A 25,409-nucleotide genomic window follows, 5' to 3' on the forward strand; every position below is an offset into this window, starting at 1 on the left:
GGCACACACCTCTGTTTTTCCACTTATTGCGCAAGGAGCCTGCATGACCGATCGCCGATTCTTCCTCAAAGCCGTGGGCGCCGCCGGCGGCCTGCTGCTGCAAGTCGCCCTGCCCGCCGCGCGCGCGCGGGACGCCACCCCGGGCGCCGCCTGGGAGGCCAACGCCATGGTGCGCATCGCCAGCGACGGCAAGGTCCATCTGACCATGCCGTACGTGGAAATGGGCCAGGGCACTTATACCTCGATTCCGATGCTGATCGCCGAGGAACTGGAGGTGGACCTGAAAGACGTGGTGCTGGAACACGCCGGCGCCGACGACAAGCGCTACATCAATCCGGCGCTGGGCTTCCAGGTGACCGGCGGCTCGACCACCATCCGCGCCGCCTGGATGCCGATGCGCCAGGCCGGCGCCGCCGCCCGCATGATGCTGGTGCAGGCCGCCGCGCAGCAGTGGCAGGTCGAGCCGTCCAGTTGCCGCGCCGAGCATGGCACGGTGCGCCATGTGCCGAGCGGCCGCAAGCTGTCCTACGGCGCGCTGGCGGCCGGCGCCGCCAAGCTGCCGCTGCCGGCCGCCGACAGCATCGTGCTGAAACCGGCGCAGGAGTTCCGCCTGATCGGCAAGGCGGCGCGCCGCCTGGATACGCCGGGCAAGCTGAATGGCTCGGCCCAGTTCGGCATCGATGCCCAGCTGCCCGGCATGAAGGTGGCGGCGCTGGCGATCACGCCGGTGTTCGGCGGCCGCCTGGCCGGACTGGACGAGGCGGCCGCGCTGAAGGTCAAGGGCGTGCGCCAGGTGGTGCGCCTGGACGACTGTGCCGCCGTGGTGGCCGACAACTACGGCGCCGCGCAAAAGGGCCTGGCATTGCTGGCGCTGCGCTGGGACGATGGCGCGCATGCCAGCTTGAGCACCGCCGACATCGTGGCCGACATGGTCCGCGCCGCCAACGCCGGCAGCGCCAAGGTGCGCGCCGACGGCAATCCCGAGCAGGCCTTCGCCGGCGCCGCGCGGGTGCTGGAAGCCACCTATGAATTGCCGTTCCTGGCCCATGCGCCGATGGAGCCGATGAACTGCACCGTGCACGTGCAGGCCGACCGCTGCGACGTCTGGACCGGCACCCAGGTGATCACCCGCGCGCGCGCCGTGGCCGCCAAGGTCACCGGCCTGCCGGAGGACAAAGTCACGGTGCACAACCACCTGCTCGGCGGCGGCTTCGGCCGCCGGCTGGAAATCGACACGGTCGAACGCGCGGTGCGCATCGCGCAACAAGTCAAGCATCCAGTCAAGGTGATCTGGAGCCGCGAGGAAGACATCCAGCACGATATGTACCGGCCGTATTTTTACGACCGCGTGCGCGCCGGCGTCGACGCGCAGGGCATGCCGGTGGCCTGGTCGCACCACCTGACCGGCTCCTCGGTGCTGGGCCGCTTCCTGCCGCCGGCCTTCAACAACGGCTTCGATCCGGAGACGGTGGATGGCGCCGAGGCGCCGCCTTACGCACTGCCGGCGGTCAGGATCGACTACACGCGCCACGAGCCGGGCGAGATTCCCACCGCGTTCTGGCGCGGCGTCGGCCCCACCCACAATGTGTACGTGGTCGAGAGCTTCATCGATGAACTGGCGGCCGCCGCCAAGATCGATCCGCTGCAATACCGGCTGGCGCTGCTGAAGCACAATCCGCGCGCCGAACAGGTGCTCAAGCTGGCGGCCGAGAAGGCCGGCTGGCAGGGCCCGAAAAACGGCAACGTCGGCCGCGGCCTGTCGGTGCAGTTCGCCTTCGGCACCTACACGGCGATGGTGGTCGACGCCCAGCTGGTCGACGGCGAGGTGCGCGTCAGCCGCGTGGTGTGCGCGGTGGACTGCGGCGTGGTGGTCAATCCGGACACGGTCAAGGCGCAGATCGAGGGCGGCGTCATCTTCGGCATCTCGGGCGCGCTGTATGGCGACATCACCTTCAAGAACGGCCGCGTCGAGCAGAGCAATTTCCACGACTACCGCGTGCTGCGCATGAACGAAGCGCCAGCGATCGAAACCCACATCGTCGCCAGCAACGAAGCGCCCGGCGGCATCGGCGAACCGGGCACATCGGGGCTGATGCCGGCCCTGGCCAACGCCGTCCACGCCTTCAGCGGCCAGCGCATCCGCAAGCTGCCGATCGCCACCGCCCTACAGCCAACTTTACAGGAGCAGCACGCATGATCTCACTGAACATCAACGGCAAAACCATGCCGGTCGAAGCCGAAGCCGACACCCCGCTGCTGTGGGTGCTGCGCGATGAGCTGCACATGTCGGGCACCAAATTCGGCTGCGGCATGGCGCTGTGCGGCGCCTGCACCGTGCACATCGACGGCCAGCCGACGCGCGCCTGCGTCATGCCGGCCTCGGCGGCGGTGGGCAAGAAAATCACCACCATCGAGGCGATCGGCAACAGCGCGGTCGGCAAGCGGGTGCAGCAGGCCTGGGCCGAGATCGACGTGCCGCAATGCGGCTACTGCCAGTCCGGCCAGATCATGGCCGCCACCGCGCTGCTGAAGGCGATCCCGAAGCCGACCGACAAGGACATCGACCAGGCCATGTCCGGCAACATCTGTCGCTGCGGCACCTATCCGCGCATCCGCACCGCCATCCACAAAGCAGCGGGGCAGGCATGATGCGCCGCCTGGTTCTGCTCATGGGCCTGGCGCTGGCCGGCCTGGCGCACGCCGCGCCGGAAAAAGGCGACGGCAAGCTGTTCGATCCGGTGGCCGGCGTGGTGATGTCGCCGCGCTGCATCAACTGCCACCAGGTGGAGGCGCCGCACCAGAAGGACATCGGCATTGTCCACGCGCAGCAGGTGGTGCGCGGCAAGGACGGCCACGGCTCGCCCGCGCTGCACTGCGCGGCCTGTCACCAGGCCAGCAACACCGCGCAAGGCAAGGTGCCGGGCGCGCCGAACTGGCACCTGGCGCCGCTCAGCATGCGCTGGCAGGGGCTGGACAAGAAGGGCGTCTGCCAGCAGATGCGCGACCCGGCCCGCAACGGCAACCGCAAGACCGGCGAACAGGTGATCGAACACATGAAAACCGATCCGCTGGTGCTGTGGGCCTGGAATCCCGGCAATAACCGCACCCAGCCGCCGATGTCGCACGAAGAGTTTGTCGCGGTGCTGGAAAAATGGGCGGCGGCCGGCATGCCGTGCCCTGACTAAACCGGCTTCAGCAGGCCTAGCCGGATCAGGCTGTCGGCGGCGGCAACGATGGCTTCCTCGCGCGGGCGCGGCGTCCAGCCCAACAGGCGGCGCGCCTTGTCGCTGCTGGCGTTCAGGTTCACGCCCAGCAGCGGCGTGATGCCTTTCAGCGACGGATTTTTCAGCGCGGCCAGGCGCACCAGCCAGTTCGGCAGCACGCGCAGCGACACCTGGCCGGCAGCGTCGCCCAGGCGGCGCTGCAGCACTTGGGCGATGTCTACCATCCACATGCTGGCGCCGGCGGTGGCGATGAAGCGCTGGCCGCTGGCGGCCGGATGCGTCATCGCGCGCACGTGCAGGTCCGCCACATCGCGCACATCGACCACGCAGGTGTTGACCTGCGGCGACGCCTGCCCCGTCAGCATCGACTTGATCATGCGGATGGAGTGGGAATAGTCGGCGCCCAGCACGGGGCCGAGCACCGCCACCGGATTGATGGCGGACAGCTCCAGCCCGCCGCCTTCGCGGGCGATGAAGTCCCAGGCCGCGCGTTCGGCCAGCGTCTTCGATTTCTGGTACGGCCAGACCTTGCCGCTCAGATCGCTCCAGTCGGTTTCGTCGAACGGCCGCTGCATCGACCTGTGGCCGGCGCAGATGGCGCCGAAGGCCGAGGTCAGCACCACGCGCTTGACGCCGGCCTCGCGCGCCGCCCGCAGCACCCGCAGATTGCCCTCGACCGCCGGCTGTATCCAATCTTCCTCGCGGGTCTGGGCGCCGGACGGCGTCGGCGAGGCGCCGTGCAGCACATAGGCGCAACCGGCGGCAGCTGCGGCCCAGCCGGCATCGGCGCTCAGGTCCGCCACCACGAAGGACAGCCGCTCGCCGGCCTTCATGCCGCCGGTGGCGAGCTGGGTCCGCACTTCGGTTTCGCGTCCCGGCGCGCGGATGGTGGTGCGCACCCGATAGCCGTCGCGCAGCAGCGCCAGGATGCAATGCTGGGCGATGAAGCCGGTGCCGCCGGTCACCAGTACCAAATCGTCTTGATTCACGTGAACTCCTGTCTATATTCGATGCGGCGATGATAGAGCCCGGGTTTGGTACTGTGAATGCTTGAAAGTGCGGATTACTTGTGTGATAGTACAAAAATGCACGCCGATCCCTTTTCCGACATCCTCAAATTCACCCACGCCGAATCGCTGGTGACCGGCGGCTTCAGGGCCGGCGGCAGCTGGGCGGTGCGTTTTCCGGCGCCGGAAAAGATCAAGTTCTTTGCGGTGGTGAAGGGCGCCTGCTGGGTCAGCATGGACGGCGTCGCCGAGCCGATCCGGTTTGAAACGGGCGATGTCGGGTTGCTGACCGCCAGGCGCTCCTTCGTGCTGGGCAGCGATCCCGAGGTGCCGCCGCTGGACGCCATGAGCATGTTCGCGGGCGGCAACGCGACGCTGGGCGACGGCAGCGACTTCGCCCACATCGGCGGCCATGTGCTGCTCGATCCCACCAGCGGCCGCCTGCTGGCGGACGTGCTGCCGCCGTGGATACATGTGCCGGCGGCGTCGCCGCAGGCCACCACCTTCCGCTGGCTGCTCGACCAGCTGGTGGCAGAACGCGCGGCGCAGTTGCCCGGCGCGCAGCTGGTATCGGCGCAACTGGCGCAGCTGCTGTTCATCCAGATTCTGCGCGCCCACCTGCAAACCGCCAGCGCCATGCCCAGCGGCTGGCTGCGGGCGCTGGGCGATCCGCGCCTGGCGCCGGCGCTGCGGTTGATGCATGGCGAGCCCGCCCGCAGCTGGCACCTGGACCAGCTGGCCAAGGCCTGCGCGATGTCGCGCACCTCGTTTGCCGTGCACTTCCGCACGGTGGCCGGCGTCGCGCCGCTGACCTATCTGACAGCATGGCGCATGCGGCTGGCCGAACGCGCCTTGCGCGAAGAAATCACGCCGGTCGCGGTGCTGGCCCGCACGCTCGGCTACACTTCCGAGAGCGCTTTCAGCACGGCGTTCAAACGCGTGAACGGCAGCTCGCCCAAGGCGTTCCGGCAAGCCAGGCATCTTTCCGAGGGAAATGGATGAAGACACGATCTGTTGTGGCGCTGCTTATCGCGGCAGCAATAACATCGGGCGCCGCCGTGGCCGACCGTTTGCCGGCGGTCTCCCCCGCCGGCGTGCCGGCCTTCAGCGACGACATGCTGTCGCCGGATTTCTGGATACGTCGCGCACCCGCCGCCAATGCCGTGCTGCTGGACGCACGCCAGATCGCGGCGCAGCGCCAGCGCGTGCTCGGGCCACAGGGCGGCCTGTTCGATCTGGCCGCCATGCCCGCCACCCTGACGCAGGCACAGGTTGCGGCATGGGTGAGGGAAGCCGAGCAGACGCCGATCAAGCCCGTCATCGACGACGCTGGCCAGCCGGTCACGGAAGCGTTATTGCAATCGCTGCGCCAGAACAGCGCCGTGGCACGCATTCCGGCCAGCGCCACGGCGCGCCATGGCCTGAGCGTGCGCCGCACCTTCCTGCGCGCGCTGCCGTCCGAGCGCGCCTTCTACGCCGCCAACGATGCGCGCGATTATGAAAGCCTGCAAGGCGGCGTGCTGTTTCCCGGCGAGGCGGTAATCGTCGCGCACGAAAGCGCGGACCAGCAATGGCTGCTGGTTTTCAGCGCGCAGGGACCGGGATGGGTGAAGCGCAGCGATATCGGTATCGGCGCGGCCGACATGGTGTTTGCCTATACCAACGCGCAGCCAGGCCGCGTGATCACAGGCGATCAGGTACGCACCGTGTTCACGCCGGAGGCGCCGGAGGTTTCGCAACTTGACCTCGACATGGGCGTCAGCTTGCCCGATGCCGGCGTTGCGCCGGGCGACACCATTAACGGCGCCAGCAGCTACGCCTCATGGGCGGTGCGGCTGCCGGTGCGGCGGCAGGACGGCACGCTGGCCTTCAGCAACGCCTTGATACGCCGCACGGCCGATACGGCGCGGGGCTACCTGCCGCTGACGCGCGCCAACATCCTGCGCCAGTCGTTCAAATTCCTCGGCGAACGCTATGGCTGGGGACACCAGTTCAACGCCCGCGATTGCAGCGGCCTGACCAGCGAAGTGTATCGCAGCATGGGCGTGATCCTGCCGCCCAACTCCGGCCAGCAGGGCAGCAGCGCCGCGCTGAACCACCGCGCTTTCGGCGCCGCCGACAGCCACGCCGAGCGCGTCAAGGCGCTGGCGCAGGCACAGGTGGGCGACCTGATCGTGGTGCCTGGCCATGTGTTGATGATTATCGGTCATCTCAATGGCCAGCCCTACGTGATCCAGGATGTGCCCTATGCGGTGTTCAAGGATCCGCAGACGGGACAGCTACGCAAGACCAAGCTGAATCAGGTGTCGGTCACGCCGCTGCTGCCGCTGTACGCCGACGACAACACGCTGTACGTGGACGCCATGACCAGCCTGGTGCATGTGACGCAAGCGCTGCGACCTTAGAAGGCGCTCTTCACCACGCCGCCGTCGACACGCAGCGCGGCACCGGTGGTTGCCGAGGCCAGCGGACTGGCGACGTAGGCCACCAGCGAAGCCACTTCCTGCGGTGTGCCGAAGCGCTTGATCAAGGAGGTCGGCCGCACGTGATCGAAGAACTCGGTCTCGACCTGCTCGAAAGACTTGCCGCCCGATGTCGCCAGATCTTGAACGAAGTCGCCCACGCCGCGCGATTTGGTCGGGCCGGGCAGCACGCTGTTGACCGTGATGCCGCTGCCGGCGACCGATTCCGCCAGTCCGCGCGCCACCGCGATCTGTGCGGTCTTGGTCATGCCGTAGTGGATCATCTCGGTCGGGATCTGGATCGCGCTTTCGCTGGAGATGAAAATGATGCGGCCCCAGTCCGCCTTCTTCATCTCCGGCAGCACCAGCCGTGCCAGGCGCACGCCGCTCAGGACATTGATATCGAAGAAACGCAGCCAGTCTTCGTCGGGAATGTCTTCAAACGCCTTGGGTTCAAAGATGCCGAGATTGTTGACCAGGATGCTGATGCCCGGATGACGGCGAACCACTTCCTGCGCCGCATCGGCCTGGCTCAGGTCGCCGGCATAGCCGTGCACCGTGCCCTTGGTTTCCGCGCGGATGCGCGCGACCGCCTCATCGACACCCGCCTGCGTTCTGCCGTTGACGATCACGGTGGCGCCTTCCTGGGCCAGCGTCTGCGCGATGGCGTAGCCGATACCGGCCGTGCTGCCGCTGACCAGCGCCAGCTTGCCACTGAGTTTTAAGTCCATGTCGTGTCTCCTGAGTAGATTGCGGAAATGCAGCGAAGATGAAGCTTAAAATGGCGCCTGCCATATCGGCTGCCCTCCCACTCTACCAGGAAGGCGTGCGGCCAGCCTCTTCCTGTTGGCCTAGATCCGATCTGTCATAGCTTGCCCAGTTGCTCACGCAAGGTCGCGAAGATGTTGCGTGAGAACGGCAGGATATCGTCCGCATGCATCCCGCTTGAACGTCCTTCTTCGGCGCCGATGCGCAAGGCGCCGATCACGATCATCGCGAGCAGCTTCAGCGACAACAGGCTCTGGTCCGGATAGCGCACGTGCAGCACCGCCGACACGCGCTCCTCCAGCAAGACATATTTCTGTGCGGCACGCGCCGCCAGTGCCGGCGTCGCGCGCACCAGGGCATCGACCGCAAACGCCTGGGGCGTGGCCGACGCGGCCAGCGTAGCCAGCATGGCCCGCTCCAACGCCTGAAACGGCGTTTCCCCTTCCGGACCTTCGGCAATCGCCGCCGCCAGCGGTTCGTTGAACTTATCCTGCCAGGCGGTGACAACGTCTTCCTTGGCCGGGAAGTAAGCGAAGAAGGTGCGCTTCGAAATATCGGCCGCTTCCGCTATCTCGTCCACGGTGACCGCCGCATAACCATTTTGCACAAACAAGCTCATCGCGGCATCGCAGATGCGCGTGCGTGTCTCGCGGCGTTTTCGCTCCCGTCTTCCTTCCATCACCGTCTGCCTGATCGTCAATATTGGGACAAGTTTAACTCAAAACATAACACTTGACGTATTTATGCACCAAATGCAGAATTGCACCTATTGCGAATTTAAGGTGAATGTGATGAAAAATGCAGCGCTGTATCTGGTGACAGGTGTGTCCGGCTATCTCGCCTCATGGATAGCCAGGCAGTTGCTGGAACAAGGTTATCGCGTGCGCGGCACGGTGCGCAGCCTGGGCGACGCAGCGCGTGCAGACGAATTGCGCCGCCTGTTGCCGGGTGTGGACCTGGTCGCGGCGGATTTACGCGCGCCGGATGGCTGGACCGCCGCGGTCGCCGGCGTGGACGGCGTGTTCCATGTGGCGAGTCCGCAAGCGGTGCCGTCGGAAAGCGATCGCACCGGTGGCGCGGTGACGGGCACCCGCTATCTGCTGCAGGCGGCGTTGGCCTGTCCAACCGTCGGCAAGATCGTGCTCACCAGTTCCGAAGCCGCCATCGCCTACGGCCATCCGCGCGCCAAGCAGCACTTCACCGAAGACGACTGGACGGTGCTGGACGGCGCCGCCGGCAAGAATGACTACTTCCGCAGCAAAACGCTGGCCGAGCGGCTGGCGTGGGACATGGTGGGCGACAGCAAGATCAACCCGCGCGGCATCCCGCTGTCCGTGATCAATCCCGGCTTTATCGCCGGACCGTCGCTGGTGCCGTGGGCGCGCTTCAGCCTGGATCTGATCAAGAACCTGGCAGAAGGGCGTATCCCGGCGGTGCCCGACATGCTGACGCACGTTGTGGATGTACGCGATTGCGCGGCCATGCACATCGCCGTGATGGCCAACCCGGCGACCAACGGCCACCGGCATTTTTCATTCGGCACCGAGGGCAAGATGGCGCGCATCGCCGAAGTCATCGCAGAGCGCTTTGCCACACAAGGGTACGCGCCTCGCGCGCGCGTCATTCCCACCTGGCTGCTCGGCCTGGCACGCGTGTTTTCCAGCGAAATTGGCGGCCTTTACAGCAAACTGGGACAGCCGAATCACTATGAAACGCGCTGGCCTGGCGTGTTCCGTTACCAGTACCGCGATTTTGACCAGATCATCACCGACTCGATGCACAGCATGTTCGCACACGCGTGGCTGGCCAGGAGAACATGATGCTGGAATTGGTTCAACGCTACTACGTGAGCGAACGGCACTTGGCATTTCTGGGCGGAGCGATAGGGATCGCGTTGCTGCTGGGAGCATTCCTGCTGTGGCGTGGCGCCGGCGTACCAGCGCTGTTTCGGGGCATGGCGTATGCGCTGGCGGTCTGCGGCTTGCTGCTGGCCGGCTCCGGCTTTGGTTATGCCGCCATGACAGGCAACAAGGCGTCTGCGGCCGCTGCGGCGTACGCAGGACAGTCCGATAGCCAGATTCGTCAGCAAGAAGTGCAGCGCTTGGAGAAAGTTCTCGCCACTGGCTACATCGGCGGCCTGGCAACCTTTACCGCCATGTTGCTGATCGGGCTGATCCTCATTTTCACAGCACAAGATTCCTCGCCATGGAAGGGCGTGGCGCTCGCGCTTCTGATAACCGGCGCCCTGGGCCACTGCATCGAAGCCCACTCCAGGTTCGTCAATCAGCGGTATTTGCAAGCAATACAAGCCGCTGAGTGACGCCCTCTATTCCACGGTTACGGATTTTGCCAAGTTACGCGGCTTGTCCACATCCGTGCCGCGCGCCACTGCTGTGTGGTAGGCCAGCAGTTGCAGCGAGACCACGTGCAGGATCGGTGACAGCAGGCCGTAGTGTTCCGGCAGGCGGATCACGTGGACGCCTTCGCCCGAGGTGATGCGCGAGTCGACGTCGGCGAAGACGTACAGCTGGCCGCCGCGCGCGCGCACTTCCTGCATGTTGGACTTGAGCTTTTCGATCAGCGCGTCGTTCGGCGCGACTGTGACCACCGGCATTTCCTCGGTCACCAGCGCCAGTGGGCCGTGCTTCAGTTCGCCTGCAGGATAGGCTTCGGCGTGGATGTAGGAAATTTCTTTGAGCTTCAGCGCGCCTTCCAGCGCGATCGGGTAGTGCATGCCGCGGCCGAGGAACAGGGCGTTTTCCTTGCGGGCGAAGTCTTCGGCCCAGGCGATGATCAGCGGTTCCAGCGCCAACACCGAGGCGATCGCGACCGGCAGGTGGCGCATGGCTTTCAGGTGTTCGGCTTCTTCGGCGTCGGTCAGGCGGCCGTTGACCTGGGCCAGCGACAGGGTCAGCAGGAACAGCGCGGCCAGCTGGGTGGTGAAGGCCTTGGTCGAGGCCACGCCCACTTCGACGCCGGCGCGGGTGATGTAGGCCAGTTTGCATTCGCGCACCATGGCGCTGGTGGCGACGTTGCAGATGGTCAGCGTGTGTTCCATGCCCAGGCTGCGCGCATGCTTGAGCGCGGCCAGCGTGTCGGCGGTTTCGCCGCTTTGCGAGATGGTGACCACCAGTGTGTTCGAGTGCGGCACGCTGTCGCGGTAGCGGTATTCGCTGGCGATTTCAACGTTGACCGGGATCTTGGCCACCGATTCGATCCAGTACTTGGCGGTCAGGCCCGAGTAGTAGCTGGTGCCGCAGGCCAGGATCAGCACGCGGTCGATCTGCTTGAAGACGTTGTAGGCGCCGTCGCCGAACAGCTCGGGCATGATGCCGGTGACGCCTTCCAGCGTGTCGCCGATGACGCGCGGCTGTTCGAAGATTTCCTTCTGCATGTAGTGGCGGTACGGGCCCAGCTCGGCCGCGCCGGTATGCGCCTGTACGGTTTTGACTTCGCGCTGCACCTGCTTGCCATTGGCGTCGACGATCCAGACGCGGCCCAGTTGCAGGTCGACCACGTCGCCTTCTTCGAGGTAGATGATCTGGTCGGTGGTGCCGGCCAAGGCCATGGCGTCCGAGGCGACGAAGTTTTCCCCCTGGCCGACGCCGACGATCAGCGGCGAACCCTGGCGCGCGGCGACCACGCGGTGCGGCTCCTCGCGGTGGAACACGGCGATGGCGTAGGCGCCGGTCAGGCGCTTGACGGCCTGCTGCACGGTGTCGAACAGGTCGCCGTTGTACATGTGGTCGACCAGGTGGGCGATCACTTCGGTGTCGGTCTGGCTCTGGAAGACGTAGCCGAGCGCGGTCAGTTCGGCGCGCAGTTCGTCGTGGTTTTCAATGATGCCGTTGTGGACCAGCGCGATGCGCGCCAGGTCGGTCGACGGCGAAAAGTGCGGGTGGGCGTTGTGCGAGGCCGGCGCGCCGTGCGTGGCCCAGCGGGTGTGGGCGATGCCGGTGAAGCCTTTCAGGTGGGCTTCCTCGATCTGCAGTTCCAGGTCGGCCACGCGCGAGGTGCTGCGCGAGCGTTGCAACTGGCCATCCACGTGCAGGGCGACGCCGCAGGAATCGTAACCACGGTATTCCAGGCGCTTCAGGCCTTCGAGCAGGATGGGGGTGATATTGCGTTGCGCTACCGCGCCGACGATGCCGCACATAAGAACCTCTTCTGTTAAGTCAGGAATGCATCGTAGAGCAGCCATGATGAAATAAGCTTTCTAATTACCTCCATATTTGGCATAAAATTTCATCATACCTACTCAGTGAAATATTCTTTCGTTTAAGCCTTATGGATGAAATAGATCGTCGCATTCTGAATGCGCTGCAAGTTGATGCATCTCAAACCAACGCCGAGTTGGCCGCCGCCGTGCACGTCTCGCCGCCGACTTGTTTGCGGCGGGTCAAGCAATTGCGGGAAGCGGGCGTGATTCAGCGCCAGGTTGCCATCGTGGCGCCGGAAAAAGTCGGGCCCAGCCTGACGGCGCTTGTGGAAATCTCGCTGGATATCCAGGCCACCGAGCGCATGACGGAGTTTGAAGCGCTGGTCGCCGCCGAGGCGGCCGTGCTGCAATGCTATCGCGTGGCGCCGGGGCCGGACTTTGTGCTGGTGGTGCAGGTGGCGGACATGCCGGCCTACAACGCGCTAGCGCACCGCCTGTTCGCCAGCCATGCGAATGTGCGGAATGTGAAGGCTTACTTCTCCACTTTCCGCAGCAAATTCGAGACCCGCATCGCTTTGTGAACAAAGTTATACAGGTTTATCCCAAGGATAAATACAGCCTGTCCAGAGGCTTATACAGGGCTTTTCCTCAGCTTATGCACGTGCTTATCCATGAGGTTTTCACATGGTTAATCACAGGCTTATCCACATTATTTTTTAAGGATAGTACTCGTAATCAGCTCAAAGAGATAATCTCCACGTGGCGCGAATGCGGCCTGGTCACCCAACCAGCCGAGGGCCGACATCAAGGCGAACAGGTCGCCCCCATTCATATCGGCACGCGCCGTCCCCCCCGGCCTGGGCACGGCGTGAAGTTATCCCATAGTTACCCTCGGGATACTCCATGCTTTCCCACAGCTTTATACACAGCCCCTTTGCCCTGAAAAAAGTTATCCGGCACTTATCCGCGTCTTATCCAGCACTTACTCAGGTGCTTACCCACAAAGTTATACACATTTGCAGAAAAACAGGGCTGTAGCCGGGCTCTGCAGCTGAAATGCAAGCCCGGTATACCTCGCTTGCGAGTAAATGGTGTACTTGCTCACCTGTTTTCCCGCGCTTGCTCAGGCCTTACTCACAATGTTATCCACAATAAAAAACGGCGCCCGCAGGCGCCGCTTGGCTGAATCAGGATGAGTTCGCTTATTTTTTGACCTTGACCGGACGGGTCCAGTTTTCGATGGTGACCTGGCGCGGACGCGACACCGTCAGCTTGCCGGCCGGCGCATCCTTGGTCAGCGTGGTGCCGGCACCCAGGGTCGCGCCCTTGCCGACGGTGACCGGCGCCACCAGCTGGCTGTCGCTGCCGATAAAGGCGTCGTCTTCGATCACGGTGCGGAATTTGTTGGCGCCGTCGTAGTTGCAGGTGATGACGCCGGCGCCGATATTGACGCGCGAGCCGATCGTCGCATCGCCGATGTAGGCCAGGTGGTTGGCCTTGCTGTGCGCGGCGACCTGACCGTTTTTGATCTCGACGAAGTTACCCACATGCACATCCTCGGCCAGCACGGTGCCGGGACGCAGGCGGGCATACGGGCCGATCAGCGACGCCTCGCCGACCACGGCTTCCTCGATATGGCAGAACGGCTTGATCTGCGCGCCGGCCAGGATGCGGGCGTTGACGATGACGTTGTGGGCGGCCACATGCACGCCGTCGCCCAGCTCGACCTTGCCCTCGAACACGCAGCCGACGTCGATGGTGACGTCGCGGCCGCACACCAGCTCGCCACGGACGTCGATGCGCGCCGGGTCCAGCAGCGTGACGCCCTGTTCCAGCAGGCGGTGGGCGATATTGCGCTGGTGGATGCGCTCCAGCTCGGCCAGCTGCACCTTGCTGTTGACGCCGGCCACTTCCCATTGCGCCGACGGCTGCGCGGACACCACCGGCACGCCATCGGCCACGGCCAGCGCGACGATGTCGGTCAGGTAGTACTCGCCCTGGGCGTTTTCGTTCTTGACGGCGCCCAGCCATTTTTTCAGCAACCGGGTCGGCGCGACCATGATGCCGCTGTTGATTTCCTTGATGGCGCGCTCGGCCTCGCTGGCGTCTTTTTGCTCGACTATGCGCACAATGTGGCCATTCTCACGAACAATTCTTCCCAAACCGGTAGGATCATCCTGTTCGACAGTCAGAATGCCGAGTTTGTCGTTGCCGGCGGCCGTCACCAGCGCCTGCAGCGAAGCGGTGGTGGTCAGCGGCACGTCGCCGTACAGGATCAGGGTAGGGACGTTGTCGTCCAGCTCGGGCAGCGCCTGGATCACGGCGTGGCCGGTGCCCAGCTGCTGCTCCTGCAGCGCGGTGGCGACCTGTTCGGGCTGTTTGGCAAGCAGCGCCTGCACGGCTGCGCCGCCGTGGCCGTAGATCACGCATAATCGGCTGGCGGACAGGCTCCGCGCCGTGTCCAGCACATGCTGCAACAACGGCTTGCCCGCCAGAGGATGTAAAACTTTCGGCAGCGCGGATTGCATGCGCTTGCCCATGCCGGCTGCGAGGATGACGACGTTCATAGAGATGCCAAATAGAAAGTGATTGCAATGCAAAAGTCTAACATGCCCCCGTCTGGCCGCCGGACCCTGCACGGCCTGTTTCTGATCCTGCTCATGACCGTGCTGGCCGCCTGCAGTTCGCTGCGCCTGGCCTATAACAATGGCGACACGCTGCTGTACTGGTGGATCGACGGCTATGTCGACCTGACCTCGGATCAGAAAAGCGTGGTCAAGGAAGACATCGACAAGCTGTTCCACTGGCATCGCAAAACCCAGCTGAACGATTACGCGCAGATCCTGCAAACGGCGCAGCGCCAGCTGGCCGCCGGCGTCACCCAGGCCGAGCTGCAAACCGATTTCGACGAGATCAAGAAGCGCACCGAGGCGTTGCTGCTGAAGGCGACGCCGGAGCTGGCCGAGCTGGCGCGCTCGCTGCAGCCGGAGCAGATCGCCACGCTGGAGCGCAAGTTCGCCGCCAACAACGCCGAGTTCCGCAAGAAAAACATGCGCGGCGACCGCGAGGCGCAGCAAAACTTCCGCTACAAGAAATCGATGGAACAGTTCGAGCTGTGGTTCGGCAGTTTTTCCAGCGAGCAGGAAGCGCAGATCCGCAAGGCGTCCGACGCCCGGCCGCTGGACAACAACATCTGGCTGGACGAGCGCATGCGCCGCCAGAACAACATCCTGGCCGCCGTGCGCCGCGTGCAGAGCGAAAAACTCGGCAAGGAGGCGACCGAAAAACTGATCCAGGGCCTGATCAGGGACGGCTTCCAGCGGCTGGAAACGTCCGAGCGCAAAGCCTTCTTCGACAGCTATGAAGACGCCAACCTGAAGCTGGTGCTGACCGTGATCCAGCTGGCCACGCCGGCGCAGAAAGCCCACGCGCAGCGCCGCATGCAGGGCTGGATCGACGACTTCCGCAGCCTGGCGGCGGACCAGCGCTAGGCGGCTCTATGGTATGATGGCCTGTTGAATCAATGACTTAGAACAGCGTCACATGCCAAAGAAGCCCGCCAGCAAACCAGCCAGATCCGCCAAAGTCCCGGTCCACGGTCCCCAGCACAGCAACCAGGTGCGCATCATCGGCGGCCAGTGGAAACGCACGCCGCTGCCGGTGCTGAGCGCGCTGGGCCTGCGGCCGACGCCGGATCGCGTGCGCGAGACGGCGTTCAACTGGATCAACCACCTGCGCGACGCCGACTGGACCGGCGCGCAAGTGCTGGACCTGTTTGCCGGCAGCGGCGCGCTGGGCTTTGAAGCGGCCAGCCGTGGCGCGCAATCGGTCAGCATGATCGACAGTAACGCCCAGGTCGTGCGCCAGTTGGATGAGATCAAGGCCAAGCTGAAGGCCGACAATGTGCAGATCATGCGCGGCGACGCGCTGGCGGTGGCGCAATCGGCTGCCGCGCGCGGCCAGAAATACGACCTGATCTTCCTCGATCCGCCCTACCAGCAGACCTTCCTCGAGCGCGCTTTGCCGCTGTGCACTAAGATATTGAAAGATGACGGCCTGATTTACGCCGAGTCCGGGCTGGCGCTGGAGTTCGCCGAAGGCGAGGCGCCGGCGTGGCTGGACCACTGGGAAATCATCCGGGCTGACAAAGCCGGCATGGTGTTCTATCATTTATTAAAATACAAACCCTAATCGGCCAGTATTTGCTGCTAAAACTGCCCCAAATTAAGGCAATTTTAAGCAAAAGCCGATTTTCAGGCATAATGCGCGTTCTATATTGGTGCATCTGCAGGGAGCCGCAATGGTAGTAGCTGTTTATCCAGGAACTTTCGATCCGCTGACCCGTGGTCACGAAGATCTGGTGCGTCGTGCATCCGGTCTGTTCGACACGCTGGTGGTGGGCGTTGCCGACAGCAAGAACAAGAAACCGTTCTTCTCGCTGGACGAGCGCCTGGAAATTGCCAATGAAGTGCTGGGCCATTATCCGAATGTGCGGGTGGAGAGTTTCTCCGGCCTGCTGAAGGACTTCGTGCGCGACCATGATGCCCGCGTCATCGTCCGCGGCCTGCGCGCCGTGTCCGACTTTGAGTACGAGTTCCAGATGGCGGGCATGAACCGCTACCTGCTGCCGGACGTCGAGACCATGTTTTTGACGCCGTCCGACCAATACCAATTCATCTCCGGCACCATCGTGCGCGAAATCGCCATGCTGGGCGGGGATGTCTCCAAGTTTGTATTCCCATCGGTGGACCGCTGGCTGCAGAAGAAAATTGCCGCCAACAACACCGACCAGGCAAAGTAAGCGAGTTCCATCATGGCGTTAATGATTACCGACGACTGTATCAATTGCGACGTTTGCGAGCCGGAGTGCCCGAACGACGCCATCTACATGGGCGCGGAAATTTACGAAATCAATCCGGACAAGTGCACCGAGTGCGTCGGCCACTTCGACGAGCCGCAGTGCCAGCAGGTGTGCCCGGTGAGCTGCATTCCGTTCAATCCGGAAGTGCGCGAAACCAAGGACCAGTTGTTCGCCAAGTTCGAACTGCTGCAGGCCGCCAAGGCCTGACGAGCCAAAAAAGCATGACCGTGCGGCAAAACACGCCGCAGCGTCTCCACGGTGGTATAGTCGCTGGACACCTATCACGGAGACCTTCATGAACCGTAGAACCATCCTGCATACCCTGATCGCCAGCGCCGTGTTTGCGGCGGCGCCTTCCTTCGCCTTTGCCGCGGTCGACGTGGCCGGCGTCAAGTTCGATGACACGACCACCGTGGCCGGCCAGCAGCTCAAGCTGAACGGCGCCGGCATTCGCACCAAGGTCATCTTCAAGGTCTATGCGGCCGGTTTATATCTGACTGAAAAGAAATCCACCGTGCCGGACGTGCTGGCCGTGGCCGGCCCGCGCCGCGTCGCCATCACCATGCTGCGCGAAGTCAGCTCGGAAGACTTCGGCAAGGCCTTTACCGACGGCATCAACGCCAACACCAGCAAGGAAGAACGCAACAAGATCCTGCCGCAGATCATGAAGTTCGGTGAAGTGTTTGCGCAGACGCCAACGCTGAAGAAGGGCGACCAGCTGTCGCTGGACTGGACCCCGAACGAAGGCACGCAGTGCTATTTGAATGGCAAGAAGATCGGGGAATTGATGCCGGACGTGGCGTTCTACAATGCGGTGCTGCGTATCTGGCTGGGTGATCACCCGGCCGACAGCTCCTTGAAGCCGGCGCTGCTCGGCGAGAAATAATGCTGCGGCGCGGTATCAGGCCCGCGTCGCCAGCTCGCGGCGCGCAATGCGTTGCGCGCGGCTCATCTTCGGCTTGACCACCAGTACGGCTGCGCGTGCGCAGCCGACCAACAGCGGTTTGAACAGCACCAGCAGGCCACCGCTCACGGCGACCAGCAGCGCCAGCTTGATAGCGGCGAACAGAGAAAAATCTTGTATTGCGGAAATCATGATGGACACGGTTTAGCTGTAGCTTTAGAATCTGACGTAACTATAGTGCGCCGCAACATATCTATCCAATTCCATTTCACGATAACAATTATGCGTTTGGTGAATGGACTGTGCTATCGTTATTTCCTCGCCAACCTCTACCTCCCCGAGCCGCCATGAGCTTTCTGACGCTGGACCTGAACCTGCTGCGCGTTTTCGACGCCGTGATGACAGAGCAAAATCTGACACGCGCCGCCGGCCATCTGGCCATGACCCAGCCTGCTGTTTCCAACGCCATCAAGCGGCTGCGCGAAAGCCTGGGCGACGAATTGCTGATCCGCACCGCCTACGGCGTCAAGCCGACGCCGCGCGCGGAATCGCTGTGGCCATCCGTGCGCAGCGCGCTGGCCAGCCTGGAAGCGGCGGTGGCGCCGGAAACCTTCGACGTCTCGGCCGCCCACGCCACCTTCCGGATGGCGATGGCCGACGCGACCGCCGCCATGTGGCTGCCATCGCTGATGCGCTCGATCGAAAGCGAGGCGCCCGGCATCAATGTGCGCATGGTGCCGCTGACCACGCGCGAACCACGGCCGATGCTGCTGCGCGGCGATATCGACCTGGCGGTGGGCTTTTTCCCCGGCGTGGCGGCGCAGCTGTCGTACGAGACCGGTTCGCCGATCCGCCACGAGCGCCTGTATTCCGGTAAATATGTGTGCGTGATGCGGCGCGACCATCCGCTGGCCAAGGTCGAGCTGAACCTGGATAACTACTGCGAAGCGAATCACCTGCTGGTGAGCTTCTCCGGCCGCGCCCACGGCCTGGTGGACGAGGCGCTGGCCCAGCTGCAGCGCGAACGCCGCATCCTGCTGACGGTGAACCAGTTCTTCACCGCCGGCCGCGTGGTGGCCAACTCGGACCTGGTGACGGTGCTGCCGCGCCACCTGATCGCAGCAACCGGCATGACCGATGCGCTGGTGCACAAGGAACTGCCGTTCCCGCTGCCGGCGGTCCACCTGGACATGCTGTGGCACGAACGCGATGCGCGCAGCCCGGCGCACAAGTGGCTGCGCACCCATCTGGAAAAAATGAATACGCAGACCCAGCGCACGGTCAACACCATGCCGACGCCGACCCAGGCGCCAGCCTCTTCCCGTTAAAACTCAGTGACTGGAGCGGTAGCCAATGCGGAAACCGCCCCAGTGCTTGCCATCCACATAGATCGGCGCCGACAGGTCGTGCATGACCTCGCCGGTGTCGCGCTTGTACGTCTGTAGCAAAAACGGCTTGGTGTTCGAACCGCAGCGCTTGCCCGTGCGGTCGCTGAAGATGCGCTTGGTGCGGTTGTTGACGATGTCGATATCGTAGTTGCCGGTCAGCGGCTGCGAAAACTTCTTGTTGTGGGTGGGGAAATAGCCGTTGTTATCCACAGTGCCGGCGTAGGCCAGCTGCGGCATCGCCGCCAGCAAGCCTTCCTGCAGCGGCGGCAGCACGCGGTCGGTGAAATCGTCGAATCTGGTCTTGTGCTTGGGCGGATCGGTGTTCGGAATCGGCGTGTAGTGGCGGTCCCACAGCGCCTCGGGCGTGATCTGGCCGCTGGCGACGGCGCGCTCGAAGAGCTTGCCCACTTCCGCCGCCGCCCGCTGCGCCGCCACGCGGATGGCGTCGTGCGAGGTTTCGATCGACGATTCGCCCAGCGCGCCGGTGATGATTTCCGCCCGTTCCGCCAGCGCCATGGCCGAGCTGGCTGCGCGCGGCAATTCCTTCTCGGTCGACAGCAGGCTGTCGCGGATGCTGGCGATGGCCTGGGCGATTTCCTCGGTGGTGGCGACGTGCTCGCGCGAGGCGCGCGCGATCTGGCCGATCTCGTCTTCCGACACGCCCGACGAGCGCTCGATATTACCCAGCAGTCCGTGCACGGTTTCCACATTGCCGGCCGCTTCGCTGACCTTGAGCGCCAGCGAATTCATGCCGCTGGCCGCCTTTTCCGCCTGCTGGTTAATCTCGCGCACCATGGTGCTGATTTCGTCGGTGGCTTCCTTGGTGCGCAGCGCCAGCTGGCGCACCTCGCTGGCGACCACGGCAAAACCGCGGCCCTGTTCGCCGGCGCGGGCGGCCTCGATGGCGGCGTTCAGCGCCAGCAGGTTGGTGCGGGCGGAGATTTCGCTGATGGCTTCGGTAAAGCCGTAGATCTTGCGGGAATTGCTTTGCAGCGCGGTCATCACCGCCGCTGCGGATTGCGCGTCTTCGCGCGCGGTGCGGATGCGTTGCAGGCCGTTGTCGGCCTCGGCCCGCCCGGCGACGGTTTCCCCGCGCACCTGGGCGGCGATCTTCGCGGCGCGCTCGGCATTGGCGGCGATGCGCTCGGTGGTGTCGGCGTTCTGGCTGGAACTGTGGACGATGCCGCCGGCGGTGGTGACATCGAGCTCAATCTTCTTCTTCACCGAATCGACGAAGTACGAGGTTTCCGCCGCGCCGATCATGATGGCGTCGATTTCTTCGCCGACCGTGTGGGCGAAATGCCGCACGCCGCCCTCGTCGCTGTTCTGGCGTGAAGCCCACCAGGCCACCGCCGCACCGCCCAGTGCGGCCGGCACCGCAGCCGTCACCGGGCCGGCGCCCGCCAGGTTGAACACGTAAGCGAGGCAGGTACCGCCTGCCGTCGCTCCCAATATCCACAATCCACGTTGCACCAACTTATGCTGCAAAAGCTTCATCTGTCCCCCGTTTTAACAACAGGCGCCTTGGGCGGCTCCACTAATTTTATTTCTACGGTGCTATTTTATGGGCAACTTGGTGGTATTCTTAACTTCTTCCATGACGGCGTAGGTATGGGTTTCGCGCACGCCCTTCTGGAGCAGGGTTTTACCCAGGAACTCGCGGTAAGCAGCCATGTCCTTGACGCGGGCTTTGACCAGGTAGTCGAAGCCGCCGGCAACCATGTGGCACTCCAGCACTTCCGGGATCACCTGGACGCTGTGTTTGAAGGCGTCGAACACTTCGGGCGTGGTGCGATCGAGCACCACCTCGATAAAGACAAGCAGGGAAACGTCGAGCAGCTGCGGGTTCAGTTGCGCGGTGTAACCCATGATGTACCCGGACTCGTGCAACTTGCGCACCCGCTCCAGGCAAGCGGCGGGTGACAAATTCACGCGCGCGGCCAGCTCCACGTTGGAGATACGGCCATCGCTCTGTAATTCCATCAAGATTTTTTTGCTGATCTTGTCTAACATTTCCGGGAACTCCCAAATAAATATTATTTGGTTAAATTGTCTCACTAAAAACAATCTATTGCTAGCCCCCTGCATTACCAAAATTAATCCAGAAGATTTCCCACTACAATCGAATCATTAGCAGTCCACGCAAGTAGCATCCATTTTCACGCTCGCCAGCTTCGCTGACGGGCGTGTTTTTGTAGGTGGACCGGCGCCCAAATTCATCTTCTGAGAGTACCCCAATGCAAGCAGCAGTTTCCTCCGGTTTTACCCCGTTCGCCGCGCTTCAGGCAGAGATCCTGCGCGACCCGATTCCCCTGCGCGCCGCAGTGACGGCAGCCTATCGCAAGGATGAAGTGAGCGCTGTCCAGTGGCTGCTCGGCCAGCTGAACAATCACGACGAAGTCAGCCTCCAGCAGGCGCAGCAACTGGCCTATAAACTGGTCAGTTCGGTGCGCACGGAACGCACGCGCGCGTCCGGCGTGGACGCGCTGATGCACGAGTTTTCGCTGTCGTCGGACGAGGGCGTGGCGCTGATGTGCCTGGCTGAAGCACTGTTGCGTATTCCCGACAACGCCACCGCCGACCGCCTGATTGCCGACAAAATCAGCAAGGGCGACTGGCGCAAGCACCTGGGCGAATCGCCGTCGCTGTTCGTCAACGCGGCGACCTGGGGCCTGCTGATCACCGGCAAACTGGTGTCGACCAACAGCGAAACCGGCCTCGGCTCGGCGTTGACCAAGCTGATTTCCAAGGGCGGCGAGCCGCTGATCCGCAAAGGCGTGGACCTGGCGATGCGCATGCTGGGCAACCAGTTCGTCACCGGCCAGACCATCGACGAGGCGATCAAGAACGGCCAGGCCAACGAGGCGCGCGGCTACCGCTACTCCTACGACATGCTGGGCGAGGCCGCGCTGACGGCGGAAGACGCCAAAAAATACTACGCTTCCTACGAAACCGCGATCCACGCGATCGGCAAGGCCTCGAACGGCCGCGGCATCCGCAACGGCCCCGGCATTTCGGTCAAACTGTCGGCGCTGCACCCGCGCTACAGCCGCGCCCAGCACGCCCGCGTGATGCAGGAACTGCTGCCGCGCGTGCGCGACCTGGTGCTGCTGGCCAAACAGTACAACATCGGCCTGAACATCGATGCGGAAGAGGCCGACCGCCTGGAACTGTCGCTGGACCTGATGGAAGCGCTGGCGCACGATCCGGCGCTGGCCGGTTTCGAAGGCATAGGCTTCGTGGTGCAAGGTTATCAAAAACGCTGCCCGTTCGTGATCGACTACCTGATCGACCTGGCCAAGCGCAGCGGCCGCAAGTTCATGGTGCGCCTGGTCAAGGGCGCTTACTGGGATGCGGAAATCAAGCGCGCCCAGGTGGACGGCATGAGCGGCTATCCGGTCTACACGCGCAAGGTCTACACCGACGTTTCCTACCTGGTGTGCGCGCAGAAGCTGCTGGGCGCCACCGACGTGATCTACCCGCAGTTTGCCACCCACAACGCGCAAACGCTGTCGACCATCTACACCTGGGCCAAGCGCGACGGCGTGACCGACTACGAATTCCAGTGCCTGCACGGCATGGGCGAATCGCTGTACGACCAGGTGGTCGGCAAGGACAACCTGGACAAGGCTTGCCGCATCTACGCGCCGGTCGGCACCCACGAAACGCTGCTGGCCTACCTGGTGCGCCGCCTGCTGGAAAACGGCGCCAACTCGTCGTTCGTCAACCAGATCGTCGACGAAGCGATCCCGATCGAGTCGCTGCTGCGCGATCCGGTCGCCGCCGCGCGCGAGCAGGGCGGCCTGCCGCATCCTGGCATCGCCTTGCCGCTGGATATGTTTGGCGACCGTAAAAACTCGGCCGGCTTCGACCTGGCCAACGAAAACGTGCTGCGCGAGATCGCCGAGGCGCTGGCGACGCCGCGCAGCTGGCATGCCGCGCCACTGCTGGCTGGCGGCCTGAGCGTCGGCCAGCCGGTGCAGAACGTCAGCAACCCGGCGCAACGCAGCGACATCGTCGGCCAACTGGTGGAAGCCAGCGCCGACGACGTCGAAACCGCGCTGGCCAGCGCCAGCAGCTATGCGATGGACTGGCAGACCACCGAGCCGTCGGTGCGCGCCGCCGCCCTGACCAAGGCCGCCGACCTGTTCGAAGCCAACGCGCTGGAACTGATGACGCTGGCCATCCGCGAAGCCGGCAAATCGCTGCCGAACGCCATCGCCGAAATCCGCGAAGCAGTCGACTTCCTGCGCTACTACGCCGGCGAAGTGCACGGCTCGACCAACACCCTGGCGCTGGGCCCGGTGACCTGCATCAGCCCGTGGAACTTCCCGCTGGCGATCTTCACCGGCCAGGTGGCCGCCTCGCTGGCCGCCGGCAACGTGGTGCTGGCCAAACCGGCCGAGCAGACGCCGCTGATCGCCCACCGCGCGGTCGAGCTGCTGCACGAAGCGGGCGTTCCGCGTGCCGCGCTGCAATTCCTGCCGGGCCGCGGCGAAGTGGTCGGCGCCGCGCTGACCGGCGACAGCCGCGTCAAGGGCGTGATCTTCACCGGCTCGACCGAAGTGGCGCAGCTGATCAACCGCACCCTGGCCAAGCGCGCCGTGGCGGAAAACGCCGATATCCCGCTGATCGCCGAAACCGGCGGCCAGAACGCGATGATCGTCGATTCGTCGGCGCTGCCGGAGCAGGTGGTGCAGGATGCGATTTCCTCGGCCTTCGACAGCGCCGGCCAGCGTTGCTCAGCGCTGCGCGTGCTGTTCCTGCAGGAAGATATCGCCGACAAGACCATCAAAATGCTGAAAGGCGCGATGCAGGAGCTGAAAGTCGGCACGCCGGACCGCCTGGTGACCGATATCGGCCCGGTGATCGACGCCGAAGCGCAGCACAACCTGCTGGCCCACATCAACAAGCTGAAGGCGACGGCGGTGGATTACTACTCGCTGGACCTGCCGGCGGACGTGACCAGCGCCGGCACCTTCGTGCCGCCAACCGTGCTGGAGATCCGCTCGCTGGCCGAGCTGACGCAGGAAGTGTTCGGCCCGGTGATGCACGTGATCCGCTACAAGCGCGCCGATCTGCCGAAAGTGGTCGAGCAGATCAACGCCAGCGGCTTCGGCCTGACGCTGGGCGTGCATTCGCGCATCGATGAAACCATCGACTACATCACCAACCGCGCACATGTGGGCAATATCTACGTCAACCGCAACATCGTCGGCGCCGTGGTCGGCGTGCAGCCGTTCGGCGGCGAAGGCAAATCCGGCACCGGCCCGAAAGCCGGCGGTCCGCTGTACCTGAAGCGTCTGCAACGCGGCGCCATCACCGCGCCGGTGCACGAGCGCCAGGCTTCGCCGTCGCTGGATGCGCTGGTGGTCTGGTCGAAAATGCAAGGCCATGAGCGCATTGCCAGCCTGGCGGAGCAGTACAGCCGCTCGACCATGCTGGGCAGCGTGACGGCCTTGCCTGGGCCTACCGGCGAACGCAACACGCTGGCGCTGGTGTCCCGTGGCGCCGTCGCCTGCGTGGCCGGCACGCTGGAAGGCTTGATGAACCAGGTCGCCGCGGTACTGGCGACCGGCAATATCGCGCTGGTGACCGGCGCGACGGCGCATCTGCTGCCGGCCGACCTGCCGTCGGCGATCAGGGACCGCATCCAGACCGTTCCGGACCTGGAAAGCAGCGAGTTCCAGGTGGCGCTGGTGGAATCGATGATGGCCAAGAGCCAGCACAACGTCCTGGCGGCCCGTAGCGGGGCGCTGGTGGCCTTGATCAGCACCAATGAGGAGAGCAGCATCCCCCTGTGGCGTTTGGTCGCTGAGCGCGCTCTGTGCGTGAATACGACGGCTGCGGGCGGCAACGCCAGCCTGATGACGCTGCAAGCGTCGTAAAACATGAAGAAAGCCGGGTTCGCCCGGCTTTTTTTACGCCTTGCAGAAGTTCTGGATCACATCGAACGCGTAGCGCGAAGCGACGGTTTTGATGAAATGCATGAAATCAACGGCAGCCTCGTCGTTGGCGTTGTCGGAGATGGTCCTGATCACGGCAAACGGAATTCCCAGCTCAAAACACACTTGCGCCACCGCTGCGCCTTCCATTTCCACTGCCAATAATTCAGGCAATGCGGTTTTGATGGCCTGAATTTGCGTCAATTTGCCTATAAATTGATCACCGCTGGCGATCAAACCGCGATGAACACGCGAAATTGGCGCAGCAGCGCCAGCCAATCGCTCGGTCAGGGCCACGTCGGTGGCAAAGCTGGACAGCCCGGTCAGCGGAATTTCAAATCTTGGAAACAGCGGGCTGGCATCGAAATCGTGCTGAACCAGCGTGTCAGCCACCACGATATCCCCGACTTTGACGTTTTTATCCCCGCTTCCGGCAACGCCGGTGAAGACGATGTGGGTAACTCCGAACTTTTCCACAAGAATCGCCGCTGTCATTGCCGCAGCAACCTTGCCTATACGCGATAGAACGCACACAGCGTCGATTTCCCAGAGTTTCCCGGCCGTGTACTCCCTCATGCCGTGAAAGTGCCTGGAAGGGCTCTGAAGGGCTTCCAGCAGCCCATGCTGTTCTTCAGCCAACGCGCTGATGATGCCTAAACGCATACTTTTCCTTCAAATTTTGAATGTGGTC

At 63.8% G+C, this 25,409-nt stretch carries 24 protein-coding genes; 15 read left to right on the forward strand and 9 right to left on the reverse strand.

Going from position 1 to position 25,409, the window contains the following annotated elements:
* Nucleotides 1-43 precede the first annotated feature (43 nt).
* From GJ698_RS12755 to GJ698_RS12765, 3 genes are read left to right on the forward strand one after another with little or no spacing between them, the layout of a single operon-like run.
* The gene (locus tag GJ698_RS12755; RefSeq protein WP_154358004.1) at nucleotides 44-2,197 is read left to right on the forward strand and encodes a xanthine dehydrogenase family protein molybdopterin-binding subunit; all 2,154 of its coding nucleotides are present in this window, start codon (nucleotides 44-46) and stop codon (nucleotides 2,195-2,197) included.
* Nucleotides 2,194-2,649 (forward strand): (2Fe-2S)-binding protein, encoded by a 456-nt coding sequence (locus GJ698_RS12760; RefSeq protein WP_154358005.1) that lies wholly within the window; start codon nucleotides 2,194-2,196, stop codon nucleotides 2,647-2,649. The genes GJ698_RS12755 and GJ698_RS12760 overlap by 4 nt, the downstream gene beginning before the upstream one ends.
* A complete protein-coding gene (locus GJ698_RS12765) occupies nucleotides 2,646-3,185 on the forward strand; it encodes a hypothetical protein (RefSeq protein ID WP_229259966.1) in 540 nt (179 codons plus the stop codon). The genes GJ698_RS12760 and GJ698_RS12765 overlap by 4 nt, the downstream gene beginning before the upstream one ends.
* Here the strand turns inward: GJ698_RS12765 and GJ698_RS12770 are convergent.
* Entirely contained in the window at nucleotides 3,182-4,213 is a 1,032-nt protein-coding gene (locus tag GJ698_RS12770; protein WP_371865283.1) for an SDR family oxidoreductase, read from the reverse strand. The genes GJ698_RS12765 and GJ698_RS12770 overlap by 4 nt on opposite strands.
* Nucleotides 4,214-4,270: 57 nt before the next feature.
* Here GJ698_RS12770 and GJ698_RS12775 point away from each other — a divergent pair, with 57 nt between their 5' ends.
* Together GJ698_RS12775 and GJ698_RS12780 are read left to right on the forward strand one after the other, a co-directional pair.
* Nucleotides 4,271-5,233, forward strand: coding sequence for an AraC family transcriptional regulator (locus tag GJ698_RS12775; protein WP_154358006.1), 963 nt, complete (start codon nucleotides 4,271-4,273; stop codon nucleotides 5,231-5,233).
* Entirely contained in the window at nucleotides 5,230-6,636 is a 1,407-nt protein-coding gene (locus tag GJ698_RS12780) for an SH3 domain-containing protein (protein ID WP_154358007.1), read from the forward strand. Before GJ698_RS12775 ends, GJ698_RS12780 begins: the two co-directional genes overlap by 4 nt.
* Here GJ698_RS12780 and GJ698_RS12785 read toward each other — a convergent pair.
* Both GJ698_RS12785 and GJ698_RS12790 read right to left on the reverse strand, forming a co-directional pair.
* Nucleotides 6,633-7,424, reverse strand: coding sequence for an SDR family NAD(P)-dependent oxidoreductase (locus tag GJ698_RS12785; protein WP_154358008.1), 792 nt, complete (start codon nucleotides 7,422-7,424; stop codon nucleotides 6,633-6,635). The two genes, GJ698_RS12780 and GJ698_RS12785, sit on opposite strands and share 4 nt — an antisense overlap.
* A gap of 134 nt (nucleotides 7,425-7,558) precedes the next feature.
* Complete coding sequence (locus tag GJ698_RS12790; RefSeq protein ID WP_154358009.1) at nucleotides 7,559-8,140, reverse strand: TetR family transcriptional regulator; 582 nt, start codon at nucleotides 8,138-8,140, stop codon at nucleotides 7,559-7,561.
* Between the two features lie 112 nt (nucleotides 8,141-8,252).
* Between GJ698_RS12790 and GJ698_RS12795 the strand changes: the two genes are divergently transcribed.
* The gene (locus GJ698_RS12795; RefSeq protein ID WP_166454857.1) at nucleotides 8,253-9,281 is read left to right on the forward strand and encodes an NAD-dependent epimerase/dehydratase family protein; all 1,029 of its coding nucleotides are present in this window, start codon (nucleotides 8,253-8,255) and stop codon (nucleotides 9,279-9,281) included.
* Nucleotides 9,278-9,781 (forward strand): hypothetical protein, encoded by a 504-nt coding sequence (locus tag GJ698_RS12800; RefSeq protein WP_154358011.1) that lies wholly within the window; start codon nucleotides 9,278-9,280, stop codon nucleotides 9,779-9,781. Before GJ698_RS12795 ends, GJ698_RS12800 begins: the two co-directional genes overlap by 4 nt.
* Before the next feature lie 6 nt (nucleotides 9,782-9,787).
* Here GJ698_RS12800 and glmS read toward each other — a convergent pair whose 3' ends face one another.
* Entirely contained in the window at nucleotides 9,788-11,617 is a 1,830-nt protein-coding gene (gene glmS / locus GJ698_RS12805; RefSeq protein ID WP_154358012.1) for a glutamine--fructose-6-phosphate transaminase (isomerizing), read from the reverse strand.
* Nucleotides 11,618-11,748: 131 nt separating this feature from the next.
* Here glmS and GJ698_RS12810 point away from each other — a divergent pair, with 131 nt between their 5' ends.
* Entirely contained in the window at nucleotides 11,749-12,201 is a 453-nt protein-coding gene (locus GJ698_RS12810; RefSeq protein ID WP_154358013.1) for an Lrp/AsnC family transcriptional regulator, read from the forward strand.
* A gap of 621 nt (nucleotides 12,202-12,822) precedes the next feature.
* Here the strand turns inward: GJ698_RS12810 and glmU are convergent.
* On the reverse strand, nucleotides 12,823-14,187 hold the full coding sequence (gene glmU / locus GJ698_RS12815; protein ID WP_154358014.1) for a bifunctional UDP-N-acetylglucosamine diphosphorylase/glucosamine-1-phosphate N-acetyltransferase GlmU: 1,365 nt from the start codon (nucleotides 14,185-14,187) through the stop codon (nucleotides 12,823-12,825).
* Between the two features lie 42 nt (nucleotides 14,188-14,229).
* Between glmU and GJ698_RS12820 the strand changes: the two genes are divergently transcribed.
* From GJ698_RS12820 to GJ698_RS12840, 5 genes are all read left to right on the forward strand, one after another.
* The gene (locus tag GJ698_RS12820; protein WP_154358015.1) at nucleotides 14,230-15,111 is read left to right on the forward strand and encodes a DUF6279 family lipoprotein; all 882 of its coding nucleotides are present in this window, start codon (nucleotides 14,230-14,232) and stop codon (nucleotides 15,109-15,111) included.
* A 52-nt stretch (nucleotides 15,112-15,163) separates the two neighbouring features.
* Entirely contained in the window at nucleotides 15,164-15,811 is a 648-nt protein-coding gene (gene rsmD / locus GJ698_RS12825) for a 16S rRNA (guanine(966)-N(2))-methyltransferase RsmD (RefSeq protein ID WP_154358016.1), read from the forward strand.
* A 109-nt stretch (nucleotides 15,812-15,920) separates the two neighbouring features.
* Nucleotides 15,921-16,421 (forward strand): pantetheine-phosphate adenylyltransferase, encoded by a 501-nt coding sequence (gene coaD / locus GJ698_RS12830; protein WP_154358017.1) that lies wholly within the window; start codon nucleotides 15,921-15,923, stop codon nucleotides 16,419-16,421.
* 12 nt (nucleotides 16,422-16,433) lie between these two features.
* Complete coding sequence (locus GJ698_RS12835; protein ID WP_154358018.1) at nucleotides 16,434-16,688, forward strand: YfhL family 4Fe-4S dicluster ferredoxin; 255 nt, start codon at nucleotides 16,434-16,436, stop codon at nucleotides 16,686-16,688.
* An 88-nt stretch (nucleotides 16,689-16,776) separates the two neighbouring features.
* A complete protein-coding gene (locus tag GJ698_RS12840) occupies nucleotides 16,777-17,367 on the forward strand; it encodes a chalcone isomerase family protein (RefSeq protein ID WP_154358019.1) in 591 nt (196 codons plus the stop codon).
* A gap of 15 nt (nucleotides 17,368-17,382) precedes the next feature.
* Here the strand turns inward: GJ698_RS12840 and GJ698_RS12845 are convergent, their stop codons facing one another.
* Entirely contained in the window at nucleotides 17,383-17,577 is a 195-nt protein-coding gene (locus GJ698_RS12845; protein WP_154358020.1) for a hypothetical protein, read from the reverse strand.
* A 155-nt stretch (nucleotides 17,578-17,732) separates the two neighbouring features.
* Between GJ698_RS12845 and GJ698_RS12850 the strand changes: the two genes are divergently transcribed.
* On the forward strand, nucleotides 17,733-18,713 hold the full coding sequence (locus tag GJ698_RS12850) for a LysR family transcriptional regulator (RefSeq protein ID WP_154358021.1): 981 nt from the start codon (nucleotides 17,733-17,735) through the stop codon (nucleotides 18,711-18,713).
* Between the two features lie 3 nt (nucleotides 18,714-18,716).
* Here GJ698_RS12850 and GJ698_RS12855 read toward each other — a convergent pair whose 3' ends face one another.
* Both GJ698_RS12855 and GJ698_RS12860 read right to left on the reverse strand, forming a co-directional pair.
* Nucleotides 18,717-20,270 carry a methyl-accepting chemotaxis protein gene (locus tag GJ698_RS12855; protein WP_154358022.1) on the reverse strand — a complete coding sequence of 518 codons (1,554 nt, stop codon included), beginning with the start codon at nucleotides 20,268-20,270 and terminating at the stop codon, nucleotides 18,717-18,719.
* Between the two features lie 60 nt (nucleotides 20,271-20,330).
* A complete protein-coding gene (locus GJ698_RS12860) occupies nucleotides 20,331-20,786 on the reverse strand; it encodes an Lrp/AsnC ligand binding domain-containing protein (RefSeq protein WP_008443393.1) in 456 nt (151 codons plus the stop codon).
* 224 nt (nucleotides 20,787-21,010) lie between these two features.
* On the opposite strand from GJ698_RS12860, the gene putA reads away from it, so the two are divergent.
* Nucleotides 21,011-24,661 (forward strand): trifunctional transcriptional regulator/proline dehydrogenase/L-glutamate gamma-semialdehyde dehydrogenase, encoded by a 3,651-nt coding sequence (putA, locus tag GJ698_RS12865; RefSeq protein WP_154358023.1) that lies wholly within the window; start codon nucleotides 21,011-21,013, stop codon nucleotides 24,659-24,661.
* A gap of 33 nt (nucleotides 24,662-24,694) precedes the next feature.
* On the opposite strand, the gene GJ698_RS12870 is transcribed toward putA, so the two are convergent.
* Entirely contained in the window at nucleotides 24,695-25,381 is a 687-nt protein-coding gene (locus GJ698_RS12870) for a 5'-methylthioadenosine/adenosylhomocysteine nucleosidase (RefSeq protein WP_154358024.1), read from the reverse strand.
* Nucleotides 25,382-25,409 lie beyond the last annotated feature (28 nt).

The sequence above is a fragment of the Duganella aquatilis genome (genome assembly GCF_009674565.1).
In the GTDB taxonomy this organism is placed as follows: Bacteria; Pseudomonadota; Gammaproteobacteria; order Burkholderiales; family Burkholderiaceae_D; genus Rugamonas; species Rugamonas aquatilis.

Coding starts and splice junctions, on each gene's coding strand:
- GJ698_RS12755 (WP_154358004.1), top strand. CDS start 44: ATGACCGATCGCCGATTCTTCCTCAAAGCCGTGGGCGCCGCCGGCGGC.
- GJ698_RS12760 (WP_154358005.1), top strand. CDS start 2,194: ATGATCTCACTGAACATCAACGGCAAAACCATGCCGGTCGAAGCCGAA.
- GJ698_RS12765 (WP_229259966.1), top strand. CDS start 2,646: ATGATGCGCCGCCTGGTTCTGCTCATGGGCCTGGCGCTGGCCGGCCTG.
- GJ698_RS12775 (WP_154358006.1), top strand. CDS start 4,271: ATGCTTGAAAGTGCGGATTACTTGTGTGATAGTACAAAAATGCACGCC.
- GJ698_RS12780 (WP_154358007.1), top strand. CDS start 5,230: ATGAAGACACGATCTGTTGTGGCGCTGCTTATCGCGGCAGCAATAACA.
- GJ698_RS12785 (WP_154358008.1), bottom strand. CDS start 7,424: ATGGACTTAAAACTCAGTGGCAAGCTGGCGCTGGTCAGCGGCAGCACG.
- GJ698_RS12790 (WP_154358009.1), bottom strand. CDS start 8,140: ATGGAAGGAAGACGGGAGCGAAAACGCCGCGAGACACGCACGCGCATC.
- GJ698_RS12795 (WP_166454857.1), top strand. CDS start 8,253: ATGAAAAATGCAGCGCTGTATCTGGTGACAGGTGTGTCCGGCTATCTC.
- GJ698_RS12800 (WP_154358011.1), top strand. CDS start 9,278: ATGATGCTGGAATTGGTTCAACGCTACTACGTGAGCGAACGGCACTTG.
- glmS (WP_154358012.1), bottom strand. CDS start 11,617: ATGTGCGGCATCGTCGGCGCGGTAGCGCAACGCAATATCACCCCCATC.
- GJ698_RS12810 (WP_154358013.1), top strand. CDS start 11,749: ATGGATGAAATAGATCGTCGCATTCTGAATGCGCTGCAAGTTGATGCA.
- glmU (WP_154358014.1), bottom strand. CDS start 14,187: ATGAACGTCGTCATCCTCGCAGCCGGCATGGGCAAGCGCATGCAATCC.
- GJ698_RS12820 (WP_154358015.1), top strand. CDS start 14,230: ATGCCCCCGTCTGGCCGCCGGACCCTGCACGGCCTGTTTCTGATCCTG.
- rsmD (WP_154358016.1), top strand. CDS start 15,164: ATGCCAAAGAAGCCCGCCAGCAAACCAGCCAGATCCGCCAAAGTCCCG.
- coaD (WP_154358017.1), top strand. CDS start 15,921: ATGGTAGTAGCTGTTTATCCAGGAACTTTCGATCCGCTGACCCGTGGT.
- GJ698_RS12835 (WP_154358018.1), top strand. CDS start 16,434: ATGGCGTTAATGATTACCGACGACTGTATCAATTGCGACGTTTGCGAG.
- GJ698_RS12840 (WP_154358019.1), top strand. CDS start 16,777: ATGAACCGTAGAACCATCCTGCATACCCTGATCGCCAGCGCCGTGTTT.
- GJ698_RS12845 (WP_154358020.1), bottom strand. CDS start 17,577: ATGATTTCCGCAATACAAGATTTTTCTCTGTTCGCCGCTATCAAGCTG.
- GJ698_RS12850 (WP_154358021.1), top strand. CDS start 17,733: ATGAGCTTTCTGACGCTGGACCTGAACCTGCTGCGCGTTTTCGACGCC.
- GJ698_RS12855 (WP_154358022.1), bottom strand. CDS start 20,270: ATGAAGCTTTTGCAGCATAAGTTGGTGCAACGTGGATTGTGGATATTG.
- GJ698_RS12860 (WP_008443393.1), bottom strand. CDS start 20,786: ATGTTAGACAAGATCAGCAAAAAAATCTTGATGGAATTACAGAGCGAT.
- putA (WP_154358023.1), top strand. CDS start 21,011: ATGCAAGCAGCAGTTTCCTCCGGTTTTACCCCGTTCGCCGCGCTTCAG.
- GJ698_RS12870 (WP_154358024.1), bottom strand. CDS start 25,381: ATGCGTTTAGGCATCATCAGCGCGTTGGCTGAAGAACAGCATGGGCTG.